Source organism: Bradyrhizobium manausense (genome assembly GCF_018130615.1).
In the GTDB taxonomy this organism is placed as follows: domain Bacteria; phylum Pseudomonadota; class Alphaproteobacteria; order Rhizobiales; family Xanthobacteraceae; genus Bradyrhizobium; species Bradyrhizobium manausense_A.
Map to the genome: position 1 here is coordinate 82,908 of NZ_JAFCKB010000006.1, position 24,613 is coordinate 107,520.

The 24,613-nt window shown below is 60.7% G+C and carries 26 protein-coding genes and 1 pseudogene; 17 read left to right on the top strand and 10 right to left on the bottom strand.

The annotated features are described in order from the left end of the window. Nucleotides 1-11: 11 nt before the first annotated feature. The 6 genes from JQ587_RS13625 to JQ587_RS13650 all read right to left on the bottom strand — a co-directional run bounded on the left by JQ587_RS13625 (nt 12) and on the right by JQ587_RS13650 (nt 6,347). On the bottom strand, nt 12-917 hold the full coding sequence (locus JQ587_RS13625) for an SMP-30/gluconolactonase/LRE family protein (RefSeq protein ID WP_212425617.1): 906 nt from the start codon (nt 915-917) through the stop codon (nt 12-14). Between the two features lie 18 nt (nt 918-935). Next, nucleotides 936-1,274, bottom strand: coding sequence for a putative antibiotic biosynthesis monooxygenase (locus tag JQ587_RS13630; RefSeq protein WP_212302428.1), 339 nt, complete (start codon nt 1,272-1,274; stop codon nt 936-938). A 107-nt stretch (nt 1,275-1,381) separates the two neighbouring features. Beyond that, the gene (locus JQ587_RS13635) at nt 1,382-2,470 is read right to left on the bottom strand and encodes an ABC transporter substrate-binding protein (protein ID WP_433995274.1); all 1,089 of its coding nucleotides are present in this window, start codon (nt 2,468-2,470) and stop codon (nt 1,382-1,384) included. Between the two features lie 120 nt (nt 2,471-2,590). Continuing rightward, entirely contained in the window at nt 2,591-3,643 is a 1,053-nt protein-coding gene (locus JQ587_RS13640; protein WP_212425618.1) for an ABC transporter permease, read from the bottom strand. 54 nt (nt 3,644-3,697) lie between these two features. After that, a complete protein-coding gene (locus JQ587_RS13645; protein WP_212425619.1) occupies nt 3,698-5,197 on the bottom strand; it encodes a sugar ABC transporter ATP-binding protein in 1,500 nt (499 codons plus the stop codon). Nucleotides 5,198-5,348: 151 nt separating this feature from the next. Continuing rightward, nucleotides 5,349-6,347 (bottom strand): LacI family DNA-binding transcriptional regulator, encoded by a 999-nt coding sequence (locus tag JQ587_RS13650; protein WP_249148842.1) that lies wholly within the window; start codon nt 6,345-6,347, stop codon nt 5,349-5,351. Between the two features lie 374 nt (nt 6,348-6,721). Here JQ587_RS13650 and JQ587_RS13655 point away from each other — a divergent pair, with 374 nt between their 5' ends. Then, nucleotides 6,722-7,207: a pilus assembly protein N-terminal domain-containing protein gene (locus JQ587_RS13655; RefSeq protein ID WP_212302432.1), complete on the top strand. Its 486-nt coding sequence runs from the start codon at nt 6,722-6,724 to the stop codon at nt 7,205-7,207. A 17-nt stretch (nt 7,208-7,224) separates the two neighbouring features. Here the strand turns inward: JQ587_RS13655 and JQ587_RS13660 are convergent, their stop codons facing one another. Then, nucleotides 7,225-8,049 (bottom strand): sterol desaturase family protein, encoded by an 825-nt coding sequence (locus JQ587_RS13660; RefSeq protein ID WP_212425620.1) that lies wholly within the window; start codon nt 8,047-8,049, stop codon nt 7,225-7,227. Between the two features lie 504 nt (nt 8,050-8,553). Here JQ587_RS13660 and JQ587_RS13665 point away from each other — a divergent pair. The 15 genes from JQ587_RS13665 to JQ587_RS13735 all read left to right on the top strand — a co-directional run bounded on the left by JQ587_RS13665 (nt 8,554) and on the right by JQ587_RS13735 (nt 21,207). Next, entirely contained in the window at nt 8,554-8,769 is a 216-nt protein-coding gene (locus tag JQ587_RS13665) for a hypothetical protein (RefSeq protein WP_212425621.1), read from the top strand. Nucleotides 8,770-8,818: 49 nt separating this feature from the next. Continuing rightward, the gene (locus JQ587_RS13670) at nt 8,819-9,097 is read left to right on the top strand and encodes a hypothetical protein (protein ID WP_349629502.1); all 279 of its coding nucleotides are present in this window, start codon (nt 8,819-8,821) and stop codon (nt 9,095-9,097) included. 63 nt (nt 9,098-9,160) lie between these two features. Further along, nucleotides 9,161-9,667, top strand: coding sequence for an A24 family peptidase (locus JQ587_RS13675; protein WP_212425622.1), 507 nt, complete (start codon nt 9,161-9,163; stop codon nt 9,665-9,667). A gap of 1 nt (nt 9,668) precedes the next feature. Beyond that, entirely contained in the window at nt 9,669-10,628 is a 960-nt protein-coding gene (gene cpaB / locus JQ587_RS13680; RefSeq protein ID WP_212425623.1) for a Flp pilus assembly protein CpaB, read from the top strand. Continuing rightward, the gene (locus tag JQ587_RS13685) at nt 10,628-11,824 is read left to right on the top strand and encodes a CpaE/TadZ family protein (protein WP_212425624.1); all 1,197 of its coding nucleotides are present in this window, start codon (nt 10,628-10,630) and stop codon (nt 11,822-11,824) included. The genes cpaB and JQ587_RS13685 overlap by 1 nt, the downstream gene beginning before the upstream one ends. Further along, nucleotides 11,821-13,257 (top strand): TadA family conjugal transfer-associated ATPase, encoded by a 1,437-nt coding sequence (locus JQ587_RS13690; RefSeq protein WP_212425625.1) that lies wholly within the window; start codon nt 11,821-11,823, stop codon nt 13,255-13,257. Before JQ587_RS13685 ends, JQ587_RS13690 begins: the two co-directional genes overlap by 4 nt. Further along, nucleotides 13,254-14,186 carry a type II secretion system F family protein gene (locus tag JQ587_RS13695; RefSeq protein ID WP_212425626.1) on the top strand — a complete coding sequence of 311 codons (933 nt, stop codon included), beginning with the start codon at nt 13,254-13,256 and terminating at the stop codon, nt 14,184-14,186. Before JQ587_RS13690 ends, JQ587_RS13695 begins: the two co-directional genes overlap by 4 nt. Continuing rightward, the gene (locus JQ587_RS13700) at nt 14,183-15,079 is read left to right on the top strand and encodes a type II secretion system F family protein (protein ID WP_212425627.1); all 897 of its coding nucleotides are present in this window, start codon (nt 14,183-14,185) and stop codon (nt 15,077-15,079) included. The genes JQ587_RS13695 and JQ587_RS13700 overlap by 4 nt, the downstream gene beginning before the upstream one ends. A gap of 7 nt (nt 15,080-15,086) precedes the next feature. Then, nucleotides 15,087-15,734, top strand: coding sequence for a methyltransferase family protein (locus JQ587_RS13705; RefSeq protein WP_212425628.1), 648 nt, complete (start codon nt 15,087-15,089; stop codon nt 15,732-15,734). Between the two features lie 27 nt (nt 15,735-15,761). After that, nucleotides 15,762-16,199 (top strand): hypothetical protein, encoded by a 438-nt coding sequence (locus JQ587_RS13710; protein WP_212425629.1) that lies wholly within the window; start codon nt 15,762-15,764, stop codon nt 16,197-16,199. 9 nt (nt 16,200-16,208) lie between these two features. Further along, nucleotides 16,209-17,537, top strand: a complete 1,329-nt coding sequence (locus JQ587_RS13715; protein WP_212425630.1) for a pilus assembly protein TadG-related protein — start codon at nt 16,209-16,211, stop codon at nt 17,535-17,537. 23 nt (nt 17,538-17,560) lie between these two features. Then, entirely contained in the window at nt 17,561-17,953 is a 393-nt protein-coding gene (locus JQ587_RS13720; protein WP_349629503.1) for a TadE/TadG family type IV pilus assembly protein, read from the top strand. Nucleotides 17,954-18,412: 459 nt separating this feature from the next. Beyond that, entirely contained in the window at nt 18,413-20,041 is a 1,629-nt protein-coding gene (locus JQ587_RS13725) for a type II and III secretion system protein family protein (protein ID WP_212425799.1), read from the top strand. 12 nt (nt 20,042-20,053) lie between these two features. Next, nucleotides 20,054-20,455: a hypothetical protein gene (locus JQ587_RS13730; RefSeq protein ID WP_212302445.1), complete on the top strand. Its 402-nt coding sequence runs from the start codon at nt 20,054-20,056 to the stop codon at nt 20,453-20,455. Between the two features lie 215 nt (nt 20,456-20,670). Then, on the top strand, nt 20,671-21,207 hold the full coding sequence (locus tag JQ587_RS13735; RefSeq protein WP_212302627.1) for a tetratricopeptide repeat protein: 537 nt from the start codon (nt 20,671-20,673) through the stop codon (nt 21,205-21,207). Between the two features lie 107 nt (nt 21,208-21,314). Here the strand turns inward: JQ587_RS13735 and JQ587_RS13740 are convergent, their stop codons facing one another. The 3 genes and pseudogenes from JQ587_RS13740 to JQ587_RS36680 all read right to left on the bottom strand — a co-directional run. Continuing rightward, the gene (locus JQ587_RS13740; protein ID WP_249154313.1) at nt 21,315-21,647 is read right to left on the bottom strand and encodes a DUF5658 family protein; all 333 of its coding nucleotides are present in this window, start codon (nt 21,645-21,647) and stop codon (nt 21,315-21,317) included. A gap of 253 nt (nt 21,648-21,900) precedes the next feature. Further along, complete coding sequence (locus JQ587_RS13745) at nt 21,901-23,061, bottom strand: hypothetical protein (RefSeq protein WP_212425632.1); 1,161 nt, start codon at nt 23,059-23,061, stop codon at nt 21,901-21,903. A gap of 173 nt (nt 23,062-23,234) precedes the next feature. Continuing rightward, nucleotides 23,235-23,385 (bottom strand): annotated as a pseudogene (locus tag JQ587_RS36680) (NAD-dependent epimerase/dehydratase family protein); the annotation flags it as partial. Between the two features lie 226 nt (nt 23,386-23,611). Between JQ587_RS36680 and dctP the strand changes: the two are divergent. Then, nucleotides 23,612-24,610: a TRAP transporter substrate-binding protein DctP gene (dctP, locus tag JQ587_RS13750; RefSeq protein ID WP_249154314.1), complete on the top strand. Its 999-nt coding sequence runs from the start codon at nt 23,612-23,614 to the stop codon at nt 24,608-24,610. The last annotated feature ends 3 nt before the right edge of the window (nt 24,611-24,613 follow it).

Consider the following 24,613-nt stretch of genomic DNA (forward strand, 5'->3'; position numbering starts at 1 on the left):
GGTGTTCCGCCTCAGAAAAGCCCGTGCGCGTTGACGAAGATCGCGTAGAGCGATGTCTGCGCCGTGACGTAGAGCCTGTTCCGCTTCGGCCCGCCGAAGGTCAGGTTGGAAACAATTTCAGGGACCGGAATGCGTCCGATCAGCGCGCCGTCCGGCGCGTAGACGGCGACTGCGTCCGCTGTTGACGTCCAGATGTTGCCGTTCCGGTCGACGCGGAATCCATCGTAGAACCCGGCTGGCGAGGTCGCGAACACTCGGCCTTCGCCGACTCCAAGCCCGCTTGATGCAACATCGTAGGCGCGAATGACCGCTGGTAAGCCAGGCACATGCGTCGCGCCGGTTTCGGCCACATAGAGCAATCGCTCGTCTGGCGAGAAGGCGAGACCGTTCGGCTTGACCATGTCGGTCACGATAGCCACGAGTGCGCCGCTCGCCGGATCGAAACGATAGACGTTGCTGGCGCCGATCTCGCTCGGTCCCGCGTGTCCCTCATACTCGCTGTCGATGCCGTAGGTGGGATCGGAGAACCAGATTGTTCCGTCCGACTTGATCACGACATCGTTCGGGGAATTGAAGCGCTTGCCTTCGAAGCGCTCGACAAGTCCCATCCATTTTCCATCGGGTTCGAGCCGCGAGATGCGACGCCCGCCGTGCTCGCATGCGACCACGCGACCGAGCGCATCGAGCGTATGGCCGTTGTGGTAGCCGCAGGGGCTCTCGAACACCGAGACCGAACCGTCGGTCTCGTCGAAGCGCAACACGCGGTCATTTGGAATATCGGACCACAGCAGCGACTTGGCGGCCGGCACATAGACCGGACCTTCGGCCCAGCGGCTGCCGGTCCAGAGCCTCTCGAGCTTGGCGTGTCCGATGATCAACGCCTGGAAGCGCGGGTCGAGAATGTCGTAGGTGCTCACCGGGTCAGATCTCCGCGATCAGTCAGTCGGCAGGGCAAAGTCATCGGCCTTGAAGACCGTGTGGAAGATGGAGCCGTCGAACATCTCGGTGAGCCCCTTGGTCACCTCGCGGCTTTCGAAGCGGACCGGTGAAGCCAACGCTTCCTCGATGGCCTCGCGCGAGGGATAGCGGATCGCGAGCACCATCTCGTAACGCTGAGCGTCGCTGTCGCTCTCCTCTTGCCGCAGCACGCGAACCTCTTCCGCGCCGGGAAAGCGCGTCCACAGCGGCACGAGTTTCTCGCGCACATAGGCGGTGAATTCGGCTTCGCGTCCTGGCTTGATGCGGCCACTGAAGAAAGCACAACGGATATACATCGGCATTCGCTCGTCTGTCTGATGAAGGGGAAGAAAAATCGGCGGTCAGCTTGCGACCGACCGCCGAGGGAGCACGGTCATCGTGCTCGGGGAGCAGAGGGAAGGGTTTACTGGAGACCCCAGGCTTTCTTGTAGGCATCGCGGTAGCCGTTGCCCGGATCGAATGTGTTGGTCGGCCCGCCGTCGAATTCGACATTGGCCTTGGTCACCACATGCAGCGGCGAGACGTAACCCGACCACTTCTCTCCGGCGATGGCGCGGTTCAACTCGTCGACGAGCTGCCAGCCCTGAAGGTTCAGAGGCTCGGCGACGGTGACGGCCTGGTAGGCGCCGGAGCGGATGCGCTGGTAGGCGCTTTCGGAGCCGTCGCCCGCCGCGACGTTCACGGGCGCGCCGGTGCCCTTGATGCCGGCCGCAGAGAGCGAGGGCGCCATGAAGTCATAGTAGAGATCGTTGATGGCCAGCGAATGCGTCCAGGCCGCACCATGCTTTTGCAGCAACGAGGTGGTGAGCTGCGGCATACGCGTCGAGGTCTCCGCGATCGGCGTATCGACCCATTCAAGAACCTTGCCGCCGAGCGCTTCGATGACCTCTTTCATCTTCTTGGCCTTGGCGATCGCGATCTCGTAGGTCGAGTCGGTGAAGATAATCACGCCCGGTTTGCCGCCCGCGTCGACGAAGGCCCAGTTCGCCGCGGCCGTGGAGACCGCCATCGGATCGGTCGTCACGTTGGCGAAGACGCCGGCTTCGGGAACGGGGCCGATGACAGGAGCGGCGTGCCAGGACACCATCGGGATCTTGGCGGCCTTGGCCGCTTCCATGCCCGGCTTCTGTTCGACCGCGTCGAAGCCGCAGATGACGAGGCCATCGGGCTTGAGCGTCATGGCTTGGCCGAACGCGGCGGTGCGGCCGGAGACCGAGCCGGCGCCGTCAAGTGTGCGCACGGTCCAGCCGGCGGCCTTGGCGGCTTCCTCAATTCCCTTGGTGACGCCGAGCACGCCGCCGTTCTTCATGTCGGAAGCGAGCACGACGATCGTCTTGCCCTTGGCGATCTTCGGAGCTGCGGTCGGGCCATCCCACTTGTCGACCTTGGAAGCATATTTGTCGACGAAGGTCTTGGCGTCCGCGAGCGAGTCGGCATGGGCGGACGCGAGACCGAATGCGAGCCCGGCGACGACGGCGCCGGTTCGTATCATCGAATGCAACATAGAGCGTTCTCCTTGGTGTGATTGCCGTTTCGTGTTTCACCGGCCCTCCGCCGGACTTTCGGTTATGACCGGCTTGCCGTCGGCCACGAACTCCATCGATGGTGTGTTTCAGGCCTTGCGATCGGGCGCGCCGGCCGGGACCTTCGCAGCGGCGCCGCGCTTTCTCTGCGCGTAGCCGGCCATGCCGATCGCGGCGAGCAGCGTCAGGCCATTGAAGAGCGGCTCGACCCAGAAGGAGCCGCCGAACTGCTGGATGCCGGCGATGCCGACCGCGAGCACGGCGACACCGATGATGGTGCCCCAGACATTGACGCGGCCGGGCTTGATGGTGGTCGAACCGAGGAATGCGCCGACGAGGGCCGGCAGGAGATATTCGAGGCCAACGCTCGCCTGGCCGATGCGCAGCTTCGAGGCGAGCAGAACGCCGGTGACCGCGGTGAGGATGCCGGAGGCCATGAAGGCGCCGACCGTGAAGCGCTGCACTGGAATGCCGTTAAGTGCGGCCGTCTTGGGATTGGCGCCGATGGCGTAGATGTAGCGGCCGATCGGCAGATATTCGAGCATCAGCCACATCGCCACTGCGAGAAGCAGCACGTAGAAGCCGGTGATCGGCAGACCGAAGATCATCGTGCCATTGAGGGCGAGGAAGCCGTCCGGCAGCATCGCGACGACCTGCCGGCCGCCGGTGTGCCAGAGCGCGAGCGCGTAGAGCACCGTGCCCGTGCCGAGCGTGGCGATGAAGCTGTCAATGCGTGCGACCTCGACCAGCAGGCCGTTGAGAAGGCCGGTGAAGGCGCCGAGGCAGATCACGACGAGGACTGCGATCGGCCAGGGCAAGCCGAAGGCGGTTTGCAGGCTGATCACCAGGATGTGCCAGAGCACGATGCCATAGCCGACCGTGAGATCGATCTTGCCGGCGGCCATCGGGATCATCGCGGCGAGCGAAAGCATGGCGATGATCGACTTGTCGGAGACGATCGAACGCAGATTGAGAAGCGTCGGAAAGGTATTCGGCAACAGGATCGAGAACAGCGCGATCAGCGCGACCGTGATGATCGGCAGGCCATAAACCGGCAGGAGGCGCGTGATCTTCTGCGAAGGCGAGGCGCCCGCAAGATCGGCGCGCGTCGGCTCCAGTGCATTCGACTCGATCGAGTTCATTCCCATGCGTTCCTCCCGGCGGGCGCCTTGCGTCGGCCCCGTGCGAATTGTCCGTTACGCGGCTTCCGAGGCTGAAGCCGCGGTGATCAGGGCTTCCGTCGTCAAAGCATCTCCGGCGATCTCGGTGATGATCCGGCCGCGGTTGAAGACGAGCGCGCGATGGCAAATATGCGCAACTTCCTCGAAATCGGTGGAGACGACGACGACCGCGAGCCCCTCAGCGATGGCACGGGCGATGAGCCGATAGATCTCCGCCTTGGCGCCGACGTCGACGCCGGCGGTCGGATCTTCGGCCACCAGCAGCTTGCGTCCCGTCGCAAGCCAGCGGCCGACGACAACCTTCTGCTGGTTGCCGCCCGAGAGTCCTTCGATGGCAAGATGTGGATCATTGGGCCGCAAGCCCACCAAGGCGCCGAGCTTCACGGCCTCTTCGGCTTCGCGCCGCGGTGCGAGTACGTCGAACAGGCCGCGTCCGGAGGCGCCGGGATTGAGGAAGACATTTTCGCGGATCGACAAGGATGCTGCGATCGACTCTTCCGTTCGGTCGCGGGCAACGAGACCAATGCCGCCCGCCATGGCGGTCACGGGGCTCGACAGGTCCGGCGCCGTGCCGTCGATCCTTATATCGCCGCGATGCGCCACCGCGCCGAAGAGGGCGCGGCCGATCTCCTCCTGACCGGCGCCGCGCAAGCCCACGAGGCCCAGCAGTTCGCCCTCGCGCACGTCGAAATCGACCGGTCCGGCCTTCGGCGTGATCAATCCCCGCACCGTGACGCGGGTCTTGCCGGAATGCGAGGTGGCTTTCTCGAACATGTCGAGCAGGGGCCTGCCGACGATCAATCGCACAAGATCCTCGGGCGAAGTCTCGCTGATTGCCTTCTCGCCGACGAGTTGGCCATCGCGCAGCACGACGACGCGGTCGGCGATGCGGAAGATTTCGTCGAGCCGGTGCGACACATAGATCATTCCAACGCCCTGTTCGCGCAGACGCCGCAGCGCTGCAAACAGCCGCTCTACCTCATCGGCCGGCAAGCTCGCCGTCGGCTCGTCGAGCACGAGGAAATCACAATTGACGACGAGCGCACGGGCGATGGCGACGAGCGATTTCTCGGTGCGCGACAGGCTCGACACCCGCGTGGTCGGATCGATGTCGCAGCCCACCAGTGCGAGCGCCTTGGTCGCGCGCGCCTCGGCGGCGCGCCAGTCGATCAGGCCGAACGGCCGGGTCCGCGGAAAGCCCTGGGCGAGGCCGACATTTTCGGCGATCGTCATCCATTCGACGAGGCCGAGATCCTGATGGATGAAGGCGACCGGCTGGTGCTCGGCACGGCCTCCCGGTGCATGGTGATAGGGCTCGCCTGCGATCGTTACGGCACCGGCATCGGGACGATGGATACCGCCGAGCACCTTGATGAGGGTCGATTTGCCAGCCCCATTTTCGCCAAGCAGGGCGACGATTTCGCCGCGCTCGACGCCGAAGCTGACGCCTTTGAGCGCGCGAGTGCCGCCGAACGACTTGACGACTCCATCGAAGCGCAGCGCACCCGATGCCATCCCCGGTTCTCCTCCCGAAATCGCCAGCCGATCACGATCGGTTGGGAGGCTCTCCCAACCGATGACCAGGCGCTCGGCCATCGTGATCCATTATGGCGTCATATTTGTTATCGATAACACTACCCGGTCGAGCGCCGCTGTCAAGCCGAACTCAGGTGCTTTCGCGCTCGATGACCTCAAATGGGACGATCAACGTTTCGGGTCCTGGTCTCCGGCCGTCTCTAACGTCGGCGATGGCGCGAAGCATAACGCGGCCGGCCTCCAAGCCGATGTTGCGGCAGTCGACAGCGACGGTCGTGATCCTCGGCCAGGAGCAGCGCGAAACCTCGAAGTCGCCGAAGCCGGCCACCGCGATCCGGCCGGGGACCGCCCAACCGCGGCGGTGGCATTCCATGATCGCGCCAAAGGCAGAGAGGTCGGAGACGCAAACGGCAGCGTCCACGTCCGGCCATTGCTCGATGAGCTGGACGATAGCCTCGCCGCCCTGTTGCATGGAGATGGGCGGATTGCCGAACGAGATCGTGCGTCCGACCGGCAGGCCGAGCTCCTCGACGGCGCGCTTGTAGCCCAGACGGCGGTCGGCGCCGCGCGTGTCGCGCCGGCTTGCGCCGCCAATGAAGGCGATGTTGCGATAGCCCTTCTGGTAAAGCCGATGCACGAGCGCGCGCGAAGCCTCGGCGTTGGAGAAGCCGACGACGTGGTCGATCGGATCGGCGGGCATGTCCCAGGTCTCGACCACCGGAATGCCAGCGGATTGCAGCATGCGGCGTGCCTTCGGTGTGTGCCTTCCGTCGGTGACGATGATGCCGTCGGGCCGGCGCGTCAGCATTGCTCGCACGAGCTGTTCTTCCTTCTCCATGTCGTAGTCGGTGTAGCCGAGGAGCATCTGGAGCCCCTGGCCTTCGATCGCCTCGGTGATGCCGCGCGCGGTATCGGAGAAGTTGGAGTTGTTGATGGAAGGGATTACCGCCGCCACGAATCCCGTCCGCTTTGAGGACAATGCGCCTGCGGACAGGTCGAGCACATAGCCGAGCTCCTCGACGGTCGCGAGAATCCGGCCTCGCGTCTCCTCAGAGACGGCGCCATCGCTCTTCAACGCGCGCGAGACGGTCATTGCGGAAACACCGGCCCGCGCCGCCACCTCAGCCATGGTCGCTGGCCGCTTGGGCGCCTTTTTGCTCGTCGTCCGGGTTCGCTTCATTTCAACGCGATGTTTGCTTGGTATGCGGAGCCAGCCTCGGCGGGAGCTTGGGCAGCCCAGACTCCCGACCGTGAGGGACCTGACGATGGTATCGATAACAATTTGTTGAGGCAATTGTTTTTGACGAAGCTTGCCGACCTCAGTTCCGCCTTGCTGCATCTTTGCGCGAATCCGGCCATGCGCTTCAACCAGCTCCGCCGAGGTGGCGACCTCTTCATCGGGTTACAATTTGCCGGTGCGCTGCGAAGCCCGCGCTTGGCAATTGAAACGGAACGGAGGTGCGAGTAACATCGCGAAGCTGCGATCGCAATATAGGATCGAACATGCGTTATTTATTGGTCTGCTGCGCAGTCAGCGCTGCAATTGTCGCAGGCTTTGCAAATGCTCAGGCGCCACGGGAGCTCGTCGCAGCCGATACGATCGAGCTGCGGGCCGAACAGACGCGCACGTTTGCATTTGATGAACCGGTGACAAAGTTTACTCTGTCCTCCGAAGGCGTTGCCCAAGTCATTCCTGAGACGGATCGAACGTTCACGGTGCGGGCTCTCACGCCGGGCCGGGTGTTGATGACCGCCTATGCGCCGGATGGCCACGTCGTCCATCGCTCCAACATCGTGGTTGGGCAAACGGAAGGCTTGGTCAAGATATACGGGCTAAAGGACGCCAAGGATAGCGAGGCCAAGGATTTCCTCGGATTTTACTGCTCAAATACCGGCTGCGGTCGCGCTGATCCGGACAAGATACCCGTGTCACAGACGCGGCAACGGAGCGGAGGAAACAGCGAGGCGACAAAAGACGAGCAGCGCTGAAGTTGCTTGCCGCGCGCTTATGTTCGGCTGGCATGATCCGCGTGCCGCTCTTTCGTGCTGTCTCCTGATCTCTGGCGCCATGCGACGAAGGGATAAGCGAGCAAACGGAGATAGCCGCGAGGCATCGGGTGATCGACCCCGAAGGCTTGCGCTCTCTTGCCGATAGGCAGGTACTGACTTCCGAACAGAACATCGATGAAGGCAAAGTGCGCGGCGTAATTTCTGTCGCGCGCTTCGCGTTCGCTGCTGTGATGCCAATGATGAAACTCGGGCGATACGAACAAGTAGCGAAGCGGGCCAAAGTTGATCCGCACATTGGCATGCACCAGGAACGCCTGCCAATAGGCTATCAATAGATACGTGCCGATCGCCTCCTCCGAGAAGCCGAACGAAAGCGCAGGAAGCAGCGAGCATCCCTTCATGAAGATGAGGTCGAGCGGATGCTGATGCACGGCTGCGAGCCAGTCCAGGTCTTCGACGCTGTGGTGCACCGCATGGATCTGCCATAGCGTCGGGTATGTATGCAGCATGCGATGAGACCAGTAGATTCCAAGATCAGCTAGAAACATGACCAGCAGCACCTGCGCCCAGAGGGGAAGATCTCCGACGGCATGCTGAATGGATGTCGGCACGATCCAGACGGAGGCGAGGGCGCCCAGGACCCAGAAGAAGAGCAAGCCGAGCGATACCGGCCACATATTGAAAAATAGAAACGCGATGTCCGTCAGAATGCCGCGGCGAAAGAGTTTCCGAGGGCGCAAGGCAAGTACGTATTCGACGGGAATAAATATCAAGAACGCGAGCAAGCTGAGCTTGAGTGCCGATAATAGATTTTCCAGCATTCGAAATCTCGCTGAGCAAACGGCAGCACCGGCATCATCTGGATCATGCGCGACGGACGGAAAGCTTCTGATAGATCGTCGGCAGATGCGGTCTCTATGCATCGCAATGAATATATCCTACCTGCATGAAGGTGTTTCCTTCAATCAAGATCGATGCACGAGAGATCGCACTATCTTCCGTTGAAATTTTCGGGGTGAACGGCCAAGCGGAATGTGTTGCGCAGTGCATGTCGAGCCGCGAACGGGTCGCGCCTTCGCTGCGAATTGCTCATCTGGCAGACTGAGCTTTTGCCGAATTCCGATATTTGCCCCCGGAATTTTACGGAGCGAAAGCTGTCCATATATCCGAAGATATACGGCTCTAATTCCAATTAGTAAGCTTAAAGAACGGTTATCAGTCGACAATTTAAATTCAATCATTGTAGAATTTTTTTCAGTTGGCAGAGCCATTGCCTGCTGCTGACCGCACTGCGTGTTCATGTTTTACAGAAGGAATATTCACTCATGCTGAAGCTTTATGTTCAGACCACCGAAGCCCTCAAAGCTTTCCGCGCAAATGAGAACGGCGTTGTGTCGTTCGAGTACGTGATCGTTGCCGCCTGCATCGTCGGCGCAGTCGCCGCTGCATTCGGTACAGGTGCTGGCGGTGGCATCGCGACTGCGCTCGGAACCGCGATCGGCAAGATTACCACCGCAGTGACCAACGCTGTCGGAGCCTGATACGCGGAGCGGGCTCTGAACGTACTCCCGCTTTTCATCGAGCAGGCCGTTGGCAGCTAAGCTGCCGACGGTGGAGTTAGTTGTTTCAATTGTCTCGATAAGGATTTCACCCATGCTTGATCTCTGTCTTCATGCGATTGAAGCCTTCAGGCGCCTGAGATCGGATAACGGCGGCGTCGTGTCCTTCGAATATGTGATCGTTGCCGCTTGCATCGTTGGCGCTGTGGCTGCTGCTTTCGGCACAGGTGCGGGCGGCGGTATTGCGACTGCACTCGGAACCGCGATCAACTCGATCACGACTGCGATAACGACGGCTGTTGGAGCCTGATGTGTCCGTCTGACTGCGGGGGGCACTTGAGAGTGTCCCCGCGCTTTCCGGGGCGTGCATTTTATGAATTGGATTGTTTCCATAGTCTCGTTTCTGGAAGTCTTATTGCTGCTGTATGTCGCAACCTCTGATATTGCGACACGGTTGATCAGGAATGAGGTCTGCATAGCGCTGGCGCTGCTCGGAATCGCTGCTCAGTTGTCCAATCCGACGCAAGTTGCGGAATCCGTAGTTGCCGCTGTTATCTTGTTTCTGCTGCTATTTGCCTTCTATCTGCGAGGAATGATGGGCGGCGGCGATGTTAAATTGCTGGTTGCGTTGGCCGTGGGCTTACCACTTGCCGCTTTGATGCAATTGCTGACCATAACTGCACTCGCAGGTGGGGTTCTGGCGTTGCTGCACATTATGATGCGCAACTTGCCTTACCCGAAGCTAGCGCCCGCCGGGTCGTCGCTGGTGCGCCGCGTCTATGCTGTTGAGCGGTGGCGTCACTTGCGCCACGCGCCGCTACCTTACGGCGTCGCCATCGCGTGCGGTGGTATTTGGACTGTTTTGAGCAAAGGATATTAATATGTCATCCGCTTTGCGCCTATCGATCATTATGGTGCTGGTGCTCGCAGCCACAGCGCTGGGTCTCATTGCCTATAATATGAACCTGCAGAAAGAGCTCCCTGTTGAAGTGGCGGAGAAGGCGCCCGCATTGCCTCCGACAGTGGGCTATTTCGTTGCAGCGCGCGCACTTCCGAGAGGCACGTTGGCTCGCGAAGAGGATTTCACCGTGCGCTCGGTGCCGCGAGAGCGGGTTCCGGCAGGGGCCATCCTGGAGTCTCCCGACTCCAAGGTCGGACTGCCCGGCTCGCTCGTGCGCAAGTTTGTCGAAGCCGGCAGTCCCGTCACCCTCGATGATATATTGCGGCCGCGGGATCGCGGCTTCCTCGCCAGCGTTCTGGCGCCGGATAGCCGCGCGATCACGATCAAGGTTGACGAAGAGACCGGCGTGGCGGGCCTGATCAGGCCGGGCGACCATGTGGATGTCGTTTTGACCCAGGTATTCGAGAAGGCAGATCCCGCCCGTCGTGCCCTGAGCGAGACTGTTCTCCGTAACATCCGGATTATCGCGATCGACCAGGAGATCGTGCAAGGCGGGCGACCGGCCACCGCGGCGCTGGGTAAGGTCGCGCAAACGGTATCGTTGGAACTTTCGGCCGAGCAGGTCAAGAAAATCACGGTCGCAAAGCAGCTCGGTACGCTTTCTTTAGCGGTGCGGGCGGCAGTCGATCAGTGGGAAAAGGCAGACGTTGGCGTCGTGTCCAGCTGCGATGTGTCGCCGGAGCTCGCCAGGCAGAATGCACTCGCGGGGCAGAGCACGGCGGTGATGGTTCACTCCGGCGGCGAGGTCAAGCAATACTCGGTCAGGAAGCAGGATGCCGACGACAGCGACCGGGCCGTGAGCTGCGACGGGACACCGGATGGTGCTCGCCGCACGACGACGGCAATGGGATATGCCGGCAAACAGTCGGAGAAGCGCTGATGAACATCGCCTTGCTCAATCCGCCCGAAGACATGACACCTGCGGTGTCCCGTGACCGGATCGTCTGCTTCGTCGACGACGAAGAGAGTGCCGCCGCACTCCGCAAGGGCCTCGACGGCAGTAACCTGTCGATCAAGAGAGGTACGATCCGCAACGCCATCAAGATGCTCGAGACCGACACAGAGCTTTTTGCGCTGGTCACCGACATCAGTGGCATCGACGATCCATTCGCCGAGCTGGAGCGGCTGGCGAGCGTCTGTCCGCCCAGCGTACGGGTGGCTCTGATCGGTGAGAGCAGGGAAATCACGTTCTATCGCGAGCTCATGGAGCTCGGCTTGACCGAATATCTGCCGCGGCCGCTGACGCGTGACATGGTGCTCGATCAGTTGCGTCCGAAGCTGCTTGGCGATGTCTCGTCCGTTCACTCCGATCGTGGTGGGCATGTGGTTTCGATCTGCGGAGCGCAGGGAGGGGCCGGCGCAACCAGCATCGCAATCAATCTCGCGCTGCAACTGGCCGAGACGACCAAGGCCAAAGTCGCCTTGCTCGATCTCCATCTGCAGGGCGGTGAGACCGCGGTGATGCTCGGCGTTCAGCCAGGAGCGGGCTTGCGCATCGCTCTCGAGAACCCGATGCGGGCCGACACGTTGTTCATCGAGCGCGCGGCCATTGAGGTGAACGAGCGTGTTTCCCTCATTTCGGCCGACGAGGAGCTCGATGCCCAACTCAATATCACCGAGGCGGGCGTGCGGCACGTGCTGGGTCTGCTTCGCCAGCGGTTCAACTACATCGTCGTTGATATGCCGGTCCCGTTCCCGCCGTCCATGCATCCGGTGCTGACGCTCTCGCGTCATGTGCTCGTGCTGCTCGAGGCCGAGGTCACGGGCCTTCGTAATGCGCATGCACTCCGCGCGGCCGTCACCAACATTGCGGGCAAGGATCGCGTTTTCACCCTGCTCAATCGTGCCAATCGTGCGGGAGGACTGCCCAGGGCAACTATGGTGAAGGCTCTGGGCGCGGAGCCTGACATGGTCATTCCCGATCTTGGCAAGGGGATGACACAAGCGGTCAATCTCGGAATTCCTGCGCTCAAGCATGTCAGGGGATTGCGACGTCACCTCGCTCCGATCGTCCGGGAGATCACCGGCGTCGGCGGTGAGGGGAAGGGACGCCTGAGAAGGTTGCTTGGGCTATGAAGAAGTTTGGCAAACGGCCCGAAGACGAACTGCCCGCGTTAAGGGTGCGCTTGGCGGCGTCGCCGTCGATCGCGGCTGCGCAACCGCTCGATCTGCCCGCGTCGGCGGCGAGCCCGGCCGCGTCACCAGCAGTCTCGCCTGAGCCGCCGCCCAAGTGCGACGAACCTGTGGTTCATCATCCCGTCATGCCGACTTCGTTGCGGGAGCGGGTGATGGAGCAGATCGACCCATCGGCAGCCGCGGCCGTCCCGCGCGAGGTTCTTCGGCGCCAGATCGAGGAAATCATCCACGGGATCGCGAACCAGGAACGGCTCGAACTGTCGGGTCGCGAACAGTTGCAGCTTGCGGATGAGATTGCCGACGACATGACGGGCTACGGCCCTCTGCGCGCGCTGCTACTGGACGAAACAATCAGCGACATCATGATCAACGGGCCGAGTAGCGTTTACGTCGAGCGGAAAGGCAAGCTGGAGCGGATCGCGGTGCGATTCCGCGACAACGATCATATCGCGTCGGTCGCGCAGAAGATTGCCTCGCAGGTCGGGCGGCGCGTCGATGAATCCAGTCCGATGGTGGACTGCCGTTTGCCGGACGGTAGCCGCGTCAACATCATCCTTCCGCCGCTCGCAATCCATAGCCCCTGCATATCCATCCGCAAGTTTCCAAGCCGCCGGCTGAGCATGGCCGGTCTTATCGACAACGGCTCGATGACTGCGGCGATCGGGCAACTGCTGGAGATCGCTTCCCGCTCGCGGCTCAATGTTCTCGTTTCCGGCGGAACGGGCTCCGGCAAAACGACGCTCTTGAATGCGATGAGTCAGTTCATCGATCACAGCGAGCGCGTCGTCACCATCGAGGATGCGGCCGAGCTGCAGCTTCAACAGCCCCACGTCATCAGTCTCGAGACCCGGCCTCCCAGCCTCGAGGGTACCGGCCAGGTCACCCAGCGCGATCTGCTGTGGAATGCTCTGCGCATGCGTCCTGATCGTATCGTCGTCGGTGAGGTGCGCGGTGCCGAAGCATTCGACATGCTGCAGGCGATGAACACCGGCCACGACGGCTCGATCTCCACAGTTCATGCCAACAGCGCGCGCGATGCCCTGACCCGCGTGGAAAACATGGTGCAGATGGGACAGGTCAACCTGCCGTCGCGGACCATTCGCGCGCAGATCGTCGCTGCATTGGACATCATCGTCCAGGTCGAGCGCATGAGGGACGGGCAGCGCCGTATTGTCCAAATTAGCGAGGTGATCGGCCTGGAAGGCGACGTGATCACCACCAACGACATCGCGGCCTTCGAGTACCAGGAGGAGGACGCCCACGGGCGGATATCGGGAATCTACAAATCCACGAACGCAGTCCCGAAGTTCAAGAGCCGGCTTGTCTACTACGGTGTCGATCGAGCCTGGGCCGAGGCCATGAGGCAAATATGACGCTCGAATCGCTGATCGCTGTCGTTCTGGTGCTGCTGTTGTGCGCGACGATCACGTCGTTATGGCTCGATGCGCGACAAAGGCGCATCAATCGTCAGGTCGCGGTCGCACTGCCGGCCTCGCATCCCGACAGCCTGCCCTCCATTCGTCGCTTGGAAGCGAGGTCTCGCTGGGTGACCCTGCAGCGCCTCGCCAATTTCAATCCCGAGATCACTTACGCCTGGCATCCGGCCTACGTCCTGCTGGCTGGAACCGTCGGCGCAGCGGCGGTCTTCTATGCCAATCAGTTGCTGGGATTTGCGATCGGCGAGGTAGCTCTCGCGGCCGCGCTCGTGGCCTTGTTGGTCGTGCGGGGCCTGTTCGGATGGCAACAGCGCCGCTTCGCCAATGAGCTCTTCCGCCAGCTCCCCGATGCGATCCAGTTGGTAACAAGTACCGTTCGATCCGGGCTGCCCGTCAACGAAGCCTTTCGCACGATTGCCCGGGAGATGCCGGAGCCGACAGCCGGGCAGTTTGCGATCGTGTGCAGCGAATTGAACCTGGGACGATCTCCTGAAGAAGCTGTGGAGGCCATATATCGGCGAACGCTCGTGCCGGAGTACGCGATGTTTGCGGTGACATTGGCGGTTCAGTTGAAGTCGGGCGGGAGCTTGGCCGAAACCTTGAGCACTTTGGGAGAGACCGTGAGCCAGCGGGTCGCGCTCGCGGCGCGTGCGAAAGCTCTCGCGGGCGAAGTGATCTTTTCCTCGCGCGCGCTTTCATGCGCTCCCGTCATCGTCGGCGGGCTGCTCTACATGGCTAATCCGCAGTCGATCGATCTGCTATTCAGTGATCCGACGGGAAACAAGTTGTTGGCGTACGCCATCGGCTCCGTCATTGTCGGGCATTTTGTCATACAGTGGATGATCAAGAGGGAGACGGCACTATGAGTGCGAGTCTCGGTTTGGTAGTCCTCGCGACGGCAGCGGCGGCTGCGACGTTTGTGCTGCTCATCCGCGAAATACATTTCCGTACGCTGGACGCTCGGGTGTCCAAAGCGGTACTTGGAGCCCCCGGTAGGGCAGTGCCCTCCGAGGACATGATCGACTGGCTCTCGTCGGTCGGCCGGCGCTTTCGACGCTTCTATGCAGAGGAAAATCTGGAGCAGCTACGAACGATCCTCCAGTCGTCAGGTCTCAATCATCACCGGACCTTGCCGATCTGGATCGGAGTCAAATCCGTCAGCACCACTTTCTTTCCGATGGCCGCCTTCTTGGCTGCGCAGCTTTCGGGCAGGCCGCTTACCGATGTGCTGATCTTGACGCTCGTCGGCGTCGTGATCGGGATCATGGGGCCGCGGCTGCTTCTTTACGCACTGAAGCGGCGCTTCGATGCGGCCATCCGGCTGGGCACACCGGACATGATTGATTTGCTGGTCGTGTGCAGCGAAGCGGGAATGGGCCTCGAGAGCAGCGTGCAACGTATCGCGGACGAAATGAAAGAGACCAGTCCCGCCATGGCGCGGGTGCTGAACGGTCTGCTCGATGATCTCCGCATCTTGCCGAATCGCTCCGATGCGTTCGAGAGATTGGGAGCGACGTCGGAAGGCCTTCGTCGCTTCGGCACGGTGGTCAGCCAGAGCCTGCAATACGGAACGCCGTTGAGCCAAGCGCTCCGTAGCATCGCCGTCGATCTTCGCAGGGAGCGCATCACCAAGCTGGAGGAGAAGGCGCACAAGCTCGGCGCGAAGCTGACCATCCCGATGGTGCTGTTCCTGCTTCCGGCTATGTTCGTCATTTTGGGCGGAAGCCCGTTTTTGCATCTCATTCGTACCTTCAAGTAAGAACGCCATGAGCACGATTACCCTTTCGAGAAACGGGTCTTACGATCGGACGATGCGAATCCTCGGCGGCATGTGGTTCATGCTGCTGGCGTTCGTCGTTGCAATGAAGCTTGGGACGTCGCTTGCGGATCCCTGGCCGTCGCTGCTGTCGAGCCTTTGCCTTGCGATCTTCTACACGCTGCTGGGGCTGCTGGTCATGGTACGGGCGCCGGCCAAAGCGCAGGCGGATGGCATGTGGCCTCGCATCGCTGCATTCGTTGGCACCTATCTGCCGTGGACGATCAGTTTCTTCGGCAAGACCGATGCGGCGCTGCCAAACCTGGTGTCCACCGTTTTCGTGCTGGCCGGCATGGTCATGATGCTCGTGACCATCCGGCATCTCGGCAGGTCGTTCAGCCTGGTACCGCAGGCGCGTTCGGTGGTGCAGACTGGGCCTTACCGCTGGATCAAGCACCCGCTCTATTTTGCGGAAGAAATCGCGATCATCGGCGTCGTCTTGCAAAATCTGAGCGCGGCGGCGGTCGTCATTTTGGTCCTGCATATCGGCGTTCAGGTGTGCCGGATTCTCTACGAGGAGGATCTGCTTCGGCGAACCTGCCCTGAATATGCGGGCTATGAAGCATCACGATGGAGATTGATTCCGTTCGTTTGGTGAATTCCGATGGCCGGCTGGATTGGGCCCATGAGGCGTAAACGTTCATTCATTGCAGATCAGCGCGGCACGGTCGCGTTTGAGATGCCAATTGTCTATTTGTTCATAATCATTAGCCTGCTCTTGCCTCTTGCCGACGTTGCTGTTGCGGGCTTTCGTTACATATCGGCGTGGCAAGCATTGCGTGCCTTCGGGCAATCCATCCTGTACTCGCCTCCACCGGATGTCACCAATCCGTCGAGTTGGGTATCGGCTGCGACAGCCAAAGCCGATTCAAATTATCCCATTTCCAATTTTCAGCTCAAATGCGGCAACGGCAATGCCACTTGTTCCGCGGGCAACAACGTTCCTCCCATGTACTACTCCTATTCAACCAGCATTACGTTGGCGCCAATCGTGCTGAGTTCGGTATTGTGCGCCAGCGGCAATTGCACTTTCACGCTGACATATACCGAGCAATTTCAATGAAGGTGTCCCATGCGTGACTTGCTTCGTTCCCGCCGAGGTTCGGTCGCATTCGCCACCGTCGTCGCGTTGGTGCCGCTCATCGGTGCGGTCGCGCTGGGGGCTGAAGCAGGGTCTTGGTACGTCATCAGACAACATGCACAGAATGCCGCCGATGCCGCGGCCTATTCGGGCGGCTTGACGGTGGCTTGCACGTTGTCTGCGAGCGCCAGTTGTGACTCATCTCAGAGCTACATTTATCGCGGCAAGCAGGCGGCCTCGCAGAACTCGTTCTGTAACGCGGGCGACAACGCCTATTCCGGATCGACGTGTGGTGGGAGCCTTCCGGCCGGCACATCTCAAAATGTCACGATCGCTTCGCTAACGTCGTGGAATGGTGTCAGCGGAAATTACGTCCAGGCCACCGTCACCCAGCAGCAGAACACGTCTCTCGCGGTACTGCTCGGCTTGTCCACTGTCACCGTTGGGGCAACCGCCGTGGCACGAGTGTCTGCGTTGGCAAAGCCTCCGTGCGTTCTGGCATTGAAGGACCCCATCACCTTCCAGGGCAGCCCGACGCTGAGTTCTCCGGATTGCGGCATCTCATCGAATAGCACCGCGGCAAATTCGATTGGATTTGTGGGCAATAATGGTCTCAACATCAATGCGCCAAGCTACACAGTGGGAGGCTGTTCTCAAACTGGGGGTAGTCAATGCACCAATGTGCAAACGTACCAGCAGCCGATTCCCGATCCGCTCAGTTCGGTGAATACAGCGATCACGGCGCTGAAGACATCGGATTTCCCCAACAAGTCGTGTGGTGGATCAGGTCTGAAATCGTATGAGGCAGGCGCTTGTTATAATGGGGGTAGTCAGACCTTAAACAGCACGACATTAAGCGGCACCTATTATTTCAATGGAAATGTCACGATAAGTGGTGCGTCGACGACGATCACTGGAACGGCGACCCTGATATTGTTCGGAAGCGCGACGCTGACGATTAATGGAGGGCCGACGATCCAACTCAAGGCAATGTCGTCTCCTGCCGGGCCCTTTTCGTCGTCCGTTTTAAGTTTGATGGCTGGTCTGCTTCTCTATGATGGCGAAGCAACTACGAAGAACAAGAGCGTCACTCTCAGTGGCAGCACGGCCAGCTATTTCGACGGTACGGTCTATGTGCCAAATTCGCCTTTGAACTATGGAGGGAATAGCAGCTCATCTGCGCCCAACCCTGGTTGCTATCAAGTCATCGCTTACTCAGTGAATTTTTCGGGTAACACGTCGCTGGACAATTCGGGGTGCAAATCATTCGGAGGGGGGGCTCCTGGGCCTAACGTACAGACCGTGCGGTTGGTGCAGTGATGAGAAGGCTGGATAACAGAGGCGTGGCGGCGTTCGAGTTCTGTATCATTGCCGCTGCATTCTTCACCCTGGTGTTTTCTGTCTTTGATCTCGCCCGCTATGCCATCACCATGCAATCGCTGCGGGCCCTTGCGAATGCCGGCGCGCGGTCGATCATGATCGATGATTGCTACGTCAACGCCGCGGTCAACAAGACAACTCCCACCTGTAGCGGAGACCCTCTTCCGACGGCGTCAGCTAAACAGGCCGTCGCACCGTTCCTGTACAACGGCGGTCTCACGCCCACCCTGAACGTGCCGGCGGCAGCAACGTCTCCGTTGATTGTTACGGCGTCGCAGCCGAATTTCACCATGTTGAACCCGATCTGGGGCTCATCATTCAACGCGCCCAGCGCAAGCACGCAGGTGCCGTTCTAGAAATGGGAGGACAATGCGCCCAGCGCAGCGACCAAGATACCATCGCCCGTCTGACGCGATTTAATTTAAATAGTATTTAATAGACAATGCTATTGGAGGTTATCGAAATATGTTGCGGGCAAGCTGCGGATTTTGGTGCGCAGGCGGGGCGGGTGATGCTCCTGGGCAACATCGAGCAACTTTCCTCCGAATGCGACGCGTGTGGCAGGGTCTTTCCTTGCAACCCCGACGTTTGAGGGGTCATGCTCGGCAACAAGGACGCCTGGTGCGGGTGACTCCAGCCCCCCTCGGGGCAGCCGATTTGGATTTGCGCGTTGGGGTGTTGCTAAGGAAAATGCGAAGTAACGATTTATAGTGGACCGAGTAGTAAGATCCGTTGGCGTGCTGCGGGGGATAGTCGTTAGCACGCCGAGGGTGCATTTCGCGGGTTGGCCGTAGAGCGCGGCAATGGGGAATCCGATGGGTGGCGGTCGCCTTTTGAACAAGGCCGGAGGGGGAGGTATCCCTTGGGGAACGGTGCGTCTGGGGGCCGCGCTGATTCTGTTTGGTTTCTCCTCTCTTGCGGACGCGGCTGATCGTCGGAGCCCTCCCGGCGGCGTCTTCGTCAGTGAGATGAACGATGTCCAGCGCGTCAAGGTGACGGTCAATAAGTCGCGCACCTTCCGTGTCGATACGGCGTTTTCGACGATTGTCGCGGGTTCCCCCGATATCATCGACGTGAAGTCGCTGAGCGATCACCTGATCTATGTCCAGGGCAAGAAGACCGGCACGACCAACGTCGTCCTGTTCGACAGCTCGATGACGCAGATCGGCATTCTCGACGTCGAGGTGAACGTCGACATCGGCAATCTGCAGCAGAACATCCAATCCAGCACCGGCGCGCGCGGTATTCGCGTGGCGGCATCCCAAGGTCAGGTGGTGCTGAGCGGAGTGGCGGCAGATGCAGTCGTCGCGGAGCGGGCCCTCACGATTGCAAAAGGCAGCATTCCCGAGGGGGGAATCGTCGTCAATGCCATGAGTGTTGCTGCGCCGCAGCAGGTGATGCTCGAGGTTCGCTTTCTCGAGGTCAACCGGGACGCCGGGCGCGAACTGGGCGTGAATCTTTATGCGGCGAACGCCAACGGGACCAATGTCGGAAATACGGGACTTGGCGCGGCGACGGCCAGTCGACAGCCTATCGGTGGCGTCAACGGTGCCGTCGGGGCTCCCCCGACGGGCAGCCTGCCAGTACTCGGCACGGTAGGTACGCTTCTTGGTACTGCTGCGGGCGGTGTAGCCCCGGCCCCGTTTGGAAGCCTGTTGACCAGCATCATCCGAACCAGCAGCGGCGGCTCGGTCGACTTGTTGATCTCGGCGCTCGAAACCAAGGGATTGGCTCGCCGCTTAGCGGAGCCGAACCTGACCACGCTGTCAGGGGATGCCGCCCGCTTCCTGGCCGGCGGTGAGTTTCCGGTGCCGATAGCTTCTACGGCGGTAGCCGGCGCATTGCCGACCGTTACGATCGACTACAAGAAATTCGGTGTTGAGCTGGCTTTCGTTCCTACCGTGCTGTCGCGTGGCGTGATCAACCTTCGCGTCGAGCCGTCGGTCAGCGAACTCGATTTCTCCAATGCGGTGACCATTGCCGGCACGACCATTCCGGCGCTGACCCGCCGCGACGCGCGAACGACGGTTGAGCTGCGCGACGGCCAGAGCTTTGCGATTGCCGGACTGCTCCAGACGCGGAACCGGCAGGACGTTTCGCAATTGCCGTGGATCGGTTCGGTGCCCGTGATCGGAACCTTGTTCAGCAGCAAGTCGTACCAGCAGCAAGAAACGGATCTGGTCATCATCGTGACGCCGCGCCTGGTCGCGCCGGCGGCCCCCGGGCAGCAACTGGCCTCGCCGCTCGACTCGCGCCTGCCGGCGAACGATGTCGATTTCTTCCTCAATGGCCAGATGGAAGTCCGTAAGCGTTACGACGACTATGTCAATTCGGGTGGCGAGGTGAAGGGGCCCTATGGCCACATCATCGCTCCTGAAGCCCGAGCGCCTGTTGTGCCGCCGGCCGTTGCTGTCGATCAGCCGGTCGTCAAAACCCTCAACTAGAGGAGGCGAGAGATGACCATCAGATATCTCGCTCTGATCGCGCCCCTTCTGCTTGGGGGCTGCTACGGCCTTGCCGGTCATGACGAGTTGGACCGCTACGTCCAGCGTTCCGACACGATCACGATGAGCGCCGGCAATGCCAAAGAGGTCAACGCGGTCACCCACACCATTCATCCATGGCCCGCCTACGTCGGCGATCGCAGGATCGCCTACGACGCGCGGCGTACGGGCGAGGCTGTGAAGCGCTACGGCACCACGACGCGGCCGGTCGATCAGCTTCCCGATATGGGCGATCCGACGAAGGCCATGGGCCAGCCGCCGCCCGTCACCACGATTCAGAACGTCAATACAACCGGGCTGGGTGCGGGGACCGGAGGATCGGTGGCTGTCGGAGTAGGGGCGCCTAGTCGTTAGATGAGCCTCGGCATCCTGAGTATTCGCCTGGGGTTCGGTTCTTTCGGCGTTGCTGTGATGCCGAGGGAGAAGGGGGAAGGGACTGGAATGGAAGATGCGCCGTTGTTCTGGCGCTCACCGCAGTTTTGGTCCTGGCGTGTGTTCTCGTAGGTAGTTTTGCGATGATATTTCGATGGGTGCAAGAGATGCGCTGGAGTCGGGGAATGGGGCGAGGAATGCACCGTCTCGCGCCAGCGTTGATCTGTTGCGGTTTGGCGACCGGCCTTGGGGCTTGCGACTACACGACCCGGGAAGCGGCGATCGTCGCTCCCGTGGATCCACCGGGCGCGGACCCTGTGCAGGAGCCGACGGATGTCAAATATTATCCCTCCGACGAGCCGGTGCGCATGGGCTTGGAGCAATACAACCGCGGCAATTACGGAATCTCTCAACGCTATTTCAAGGATGCGGTCGAGAAGGCGCCGAAGGACGTGACAGCCTGGATCGGGCTTGCGGCGAGCTATGACAAGCTGCGCCGCTTCGATCTCGCCGATCAGGCCTACACGCAGGCGATCCGGCTGGGTGGCGAGACTGTTCAGATTCTCAACGATCAGGGATATTCCTACATGCTGCGCGGAAACCTGAGCGCGGCGCGGCGGAAGTTCGAGAAGGCCTATTCGCTCGATCCGGGTAACCCGGTTATTGCCAACAATCTCGAGCTCCTCAACGGTAGCCGGCGATTTATCGAAAGACCGCCGAACAATCAGCCCTGAGCAGAATAATCCGCGCTGATTCTGAGGTGCCGCGTGCAACGCAGCGTTGCGCGGCCGACGTCAGGCTTGATGAGAACGTGCTTGCGGGCAGATGGCCAGCAATTGGCTCAGTTCGTGCCCGCGATAATGATGAGATTGTTCAGTACGGGCGTCGAGAGGAAGGCCACGACAAGCGCGATATTGTGCACATTCTTGCTATGCCAAAGCAACCAGACGACCATGCCGGTCAAACCGAGCTTGGGAATGAGCCACCAAGCGCCGAACGTTTCCTGGGCCAGGCGCATGAACGGGTTCAACTCGCCCAATCCCAGATGAAGAATCTCGTTTGTGGTCGCGAGATCTGCGACTCCCAGCAAGAAGCCGCAGAACAACAGGAGTGACTTAATCAGGGATGTCCTCTTGTGCAGTTGCTCTGCGCTCACCGTGTGGGCCCCATTCATTTCACGCTCCCGGTGCCGAAGATTGTCGGACCGTAGCTCCTTAGCTGAAACGTCTTAATTTTCCTTAACACTGACGCGAAGGCAATGGTTCCTTCGCCGCCAAGGCGGGATATAGCTCCCGAACGCTGCTCAGAATTCTATCAATCCTAGATTGTGACTGGGGGGCAAGACAATGCGCCTGAACAATCAGGCCAATCATGACATGAACCCAGGTTAAAAGCTTGTCTCGAGACCGAGAGATGAGCCAAGCGGTTCAATTCGATTGCAGCACCGCATCTGCCTGACGGCTGTCGCGCTTAAGGATGATGATCGCACCGTTCTGGATCGTGAAGCGCGCACCCAGCAACTTCGGCACTTTGTCGGTTACCGGGGAAGGCAGAGGGATGGTCCCAACGACGACAGGATCGCCCACGCTGATTGGTTTTGCCGCGGGGCCTTTGACGGGAGACGGTTTGATGTATTCGCGGATGAGCCGGATCTCGTCCGGCGAAAGAGTGAGGCTCGGCGCAGTGGGACGGCGCTCCGCAGGGAGTTTGTCGTTGTCTGCCGCTACGACCGGCGGCGGGATCTTCTGATCCGCGCTGGCTTTCTGCCGCGGCTCGGAGTTGGCCGCCTGCTTCTTGAGTGACTCGAGTTGCCGCTCAAGGGTCGAGATCTCCGACTTTAGCGATTTGATCTGTGTGACGGCGATGTACGCTCCGGCGCAGAGGATTATCCCGAGCAGCGCGAGTATCGAAAGGACGAGACCGCTTGTTCCGCCACCGGAGACGTTGCCGACATGGGGGGGCTCTTGCTCGATGTGACCTCTCAGAATGCTGCCAAAACGCTTCATGCTGGACGCCAGCGGGATATATCTGGCGGAAGGCGCCGTGTCGGAGGTCGCTTTGAGCTTGCCAAAATCTACCGTCGAGACCGGCGGTGCATGAGTCCAGGCCGGCGGCGTATGTGTTGCGGGGAAAGTTTCGAGCGCGTCTGAATTCGTCGGCTCATCGGCAGGTTGCTCAACAATCCGATCAGGTTGCCCGGCGTCGTCTAGATCAATGGTTGCCTGATCGTCCGCCGGCTCGAAATCTGCGCCGCCGCTGCGAGGTTGCAGATCCAGGTTGAATATCTTCTGGCGCATCTCCGTGCCGATCAGATCGTCGATCTTCTTGAGCGAAGGCAAGCGTGCAAGGGAATTTTTTCCGGAGGAGGATTCTCCGAGGTCTTCGATAGCTCGCAAGACGGCACGGCCGGTCTCGGTGATTCTAAGGCCATCATTCTCCTCGATGACGAGGCCGGCCGGAAGCGCATCGATGTTGTCGAATTCCAGAAATCGCCTTGCCCTCACTTGCCCCTCGGCGGAAGTCACCTCCCGGACAAGCACCTCAAGAGTGGCGCGCCCGTCGCGACACTTGGCCAGAACGTCCAGCATAGCTAACGTAACTTGCACGCTCTATCCTTGATTCGAGGACACTCGGATTACCAGATCGAATGGGATTGATCCGCCGTCGACGAAGCCTGGACTATAGCACGCCCCAGGCTCAGAGGGCCTAACGGGGCGGGATGGGGCGCAGCCGGCTGCGCGCGGCGGGGCGGGCCTGCGGTGCCGCGCACGAGATCGTCGACGAAGCCAGAAACTCCGTATCTGCGTGCCGCCGCCATAAATCGTGATCGGCTCGCCGCGCAGCGCCTTCACCATGAAATTGGAGACGACACGACCATCGTTCCCGGGCATGCGCGGGCCGCAAGATACGAATCGGGCTAGTCCTCTGGTCATCGAACTGGATGGCATTTCGCTAGGGCGATCCATCATTCGTGCCGATGGATCTCATCAGGAAAATGCCCAATCGAGCTGGATGGCCATGTGCTAACAAAACTCAGTAGCGCTTTGGCCGGGCGACCGCCTTTGTCGCAACGCAACACCAGGGGCGAACACGTCCCGGCAATACAAGAAACATGGACCGTTGGGGGAGGAAGTCCGAATGCTGAGACGACGTCATGCGGCCTTTGCCGCAGCCGGCCTGCTGGGGATGTGTGGCCTGGGGACGCAGGCGTCGCCGAGTTCGGCGGGCCAGACGTGGAACGCCTACACCTACAACTCAGTCGCCACCGTGACTGCAGCCAAGGGCCTGGCGGAACTGTTCGACGAGATCGGCAAGCGGACGAATGGCGAACTGACGGTCAAGCTGCATCTGGGCGGCACACTGCAAATCAAAGCGACCGACATCACCCAGGCTGTCGCTGACAACATCGTTCAATTGGGCGACGATGCCTTCTTTCTCGGTAGCGTGCCGGTCGGCGCCGTCGTCCGCCTGCCCATGCTCGTTCACAATCCGGCGGAATACGAGAAGGTGTCGGCCATCCTCGCGCCCGCGCTGAGTGAGGCCTATGCCAAGCGCGGCATCGTCGTGGTCGGCGAATACGTATTTCCGGAGCAGGTGATCTGGTCGCGCAAGGAGCTCAGGTCACTGAAGGACATCCAGGGTCAAAAGATCCGAGTGATCTCGCCCGATCAGGGAGAGTTCATCAAGCGATTGGGCGGATCTCCGGTGACACTGGGGACTGCGGAAGTGCCCGCTGCGCTCGATCGTGGCGTCGTCGACGGCGCGATTACGGCAAGCTCGGGCTATGGCTATGTCTGGCGTGATCTCTTCAAATACAACTACCGGCTCAATCTCGGCTATGTCAGCTCGCTTCTCCTGGTGAACAAGCGCGCATGGGACAAATTGTCTCCGTCCGTGCAGGCGACGGTAAAGGACACGATCCGCGAGATCACGGACAAGACGACGAAGGCAATGGCTGCCGAGGATCACGAACTTACGCAGAAATTGGCTTCGCAAATGACGGAAACTATGCCGTCTGCGGCTGATGTCGAGGACGCCGAACAGCGGATCAAGCCCTACTACGACGACTGGGCGAAGGGCCAGGGAGCTGAAGCGATCGAACTCTTGAGCAGGGTCCGCAAGGCTCTGGGGCGTTGAAGG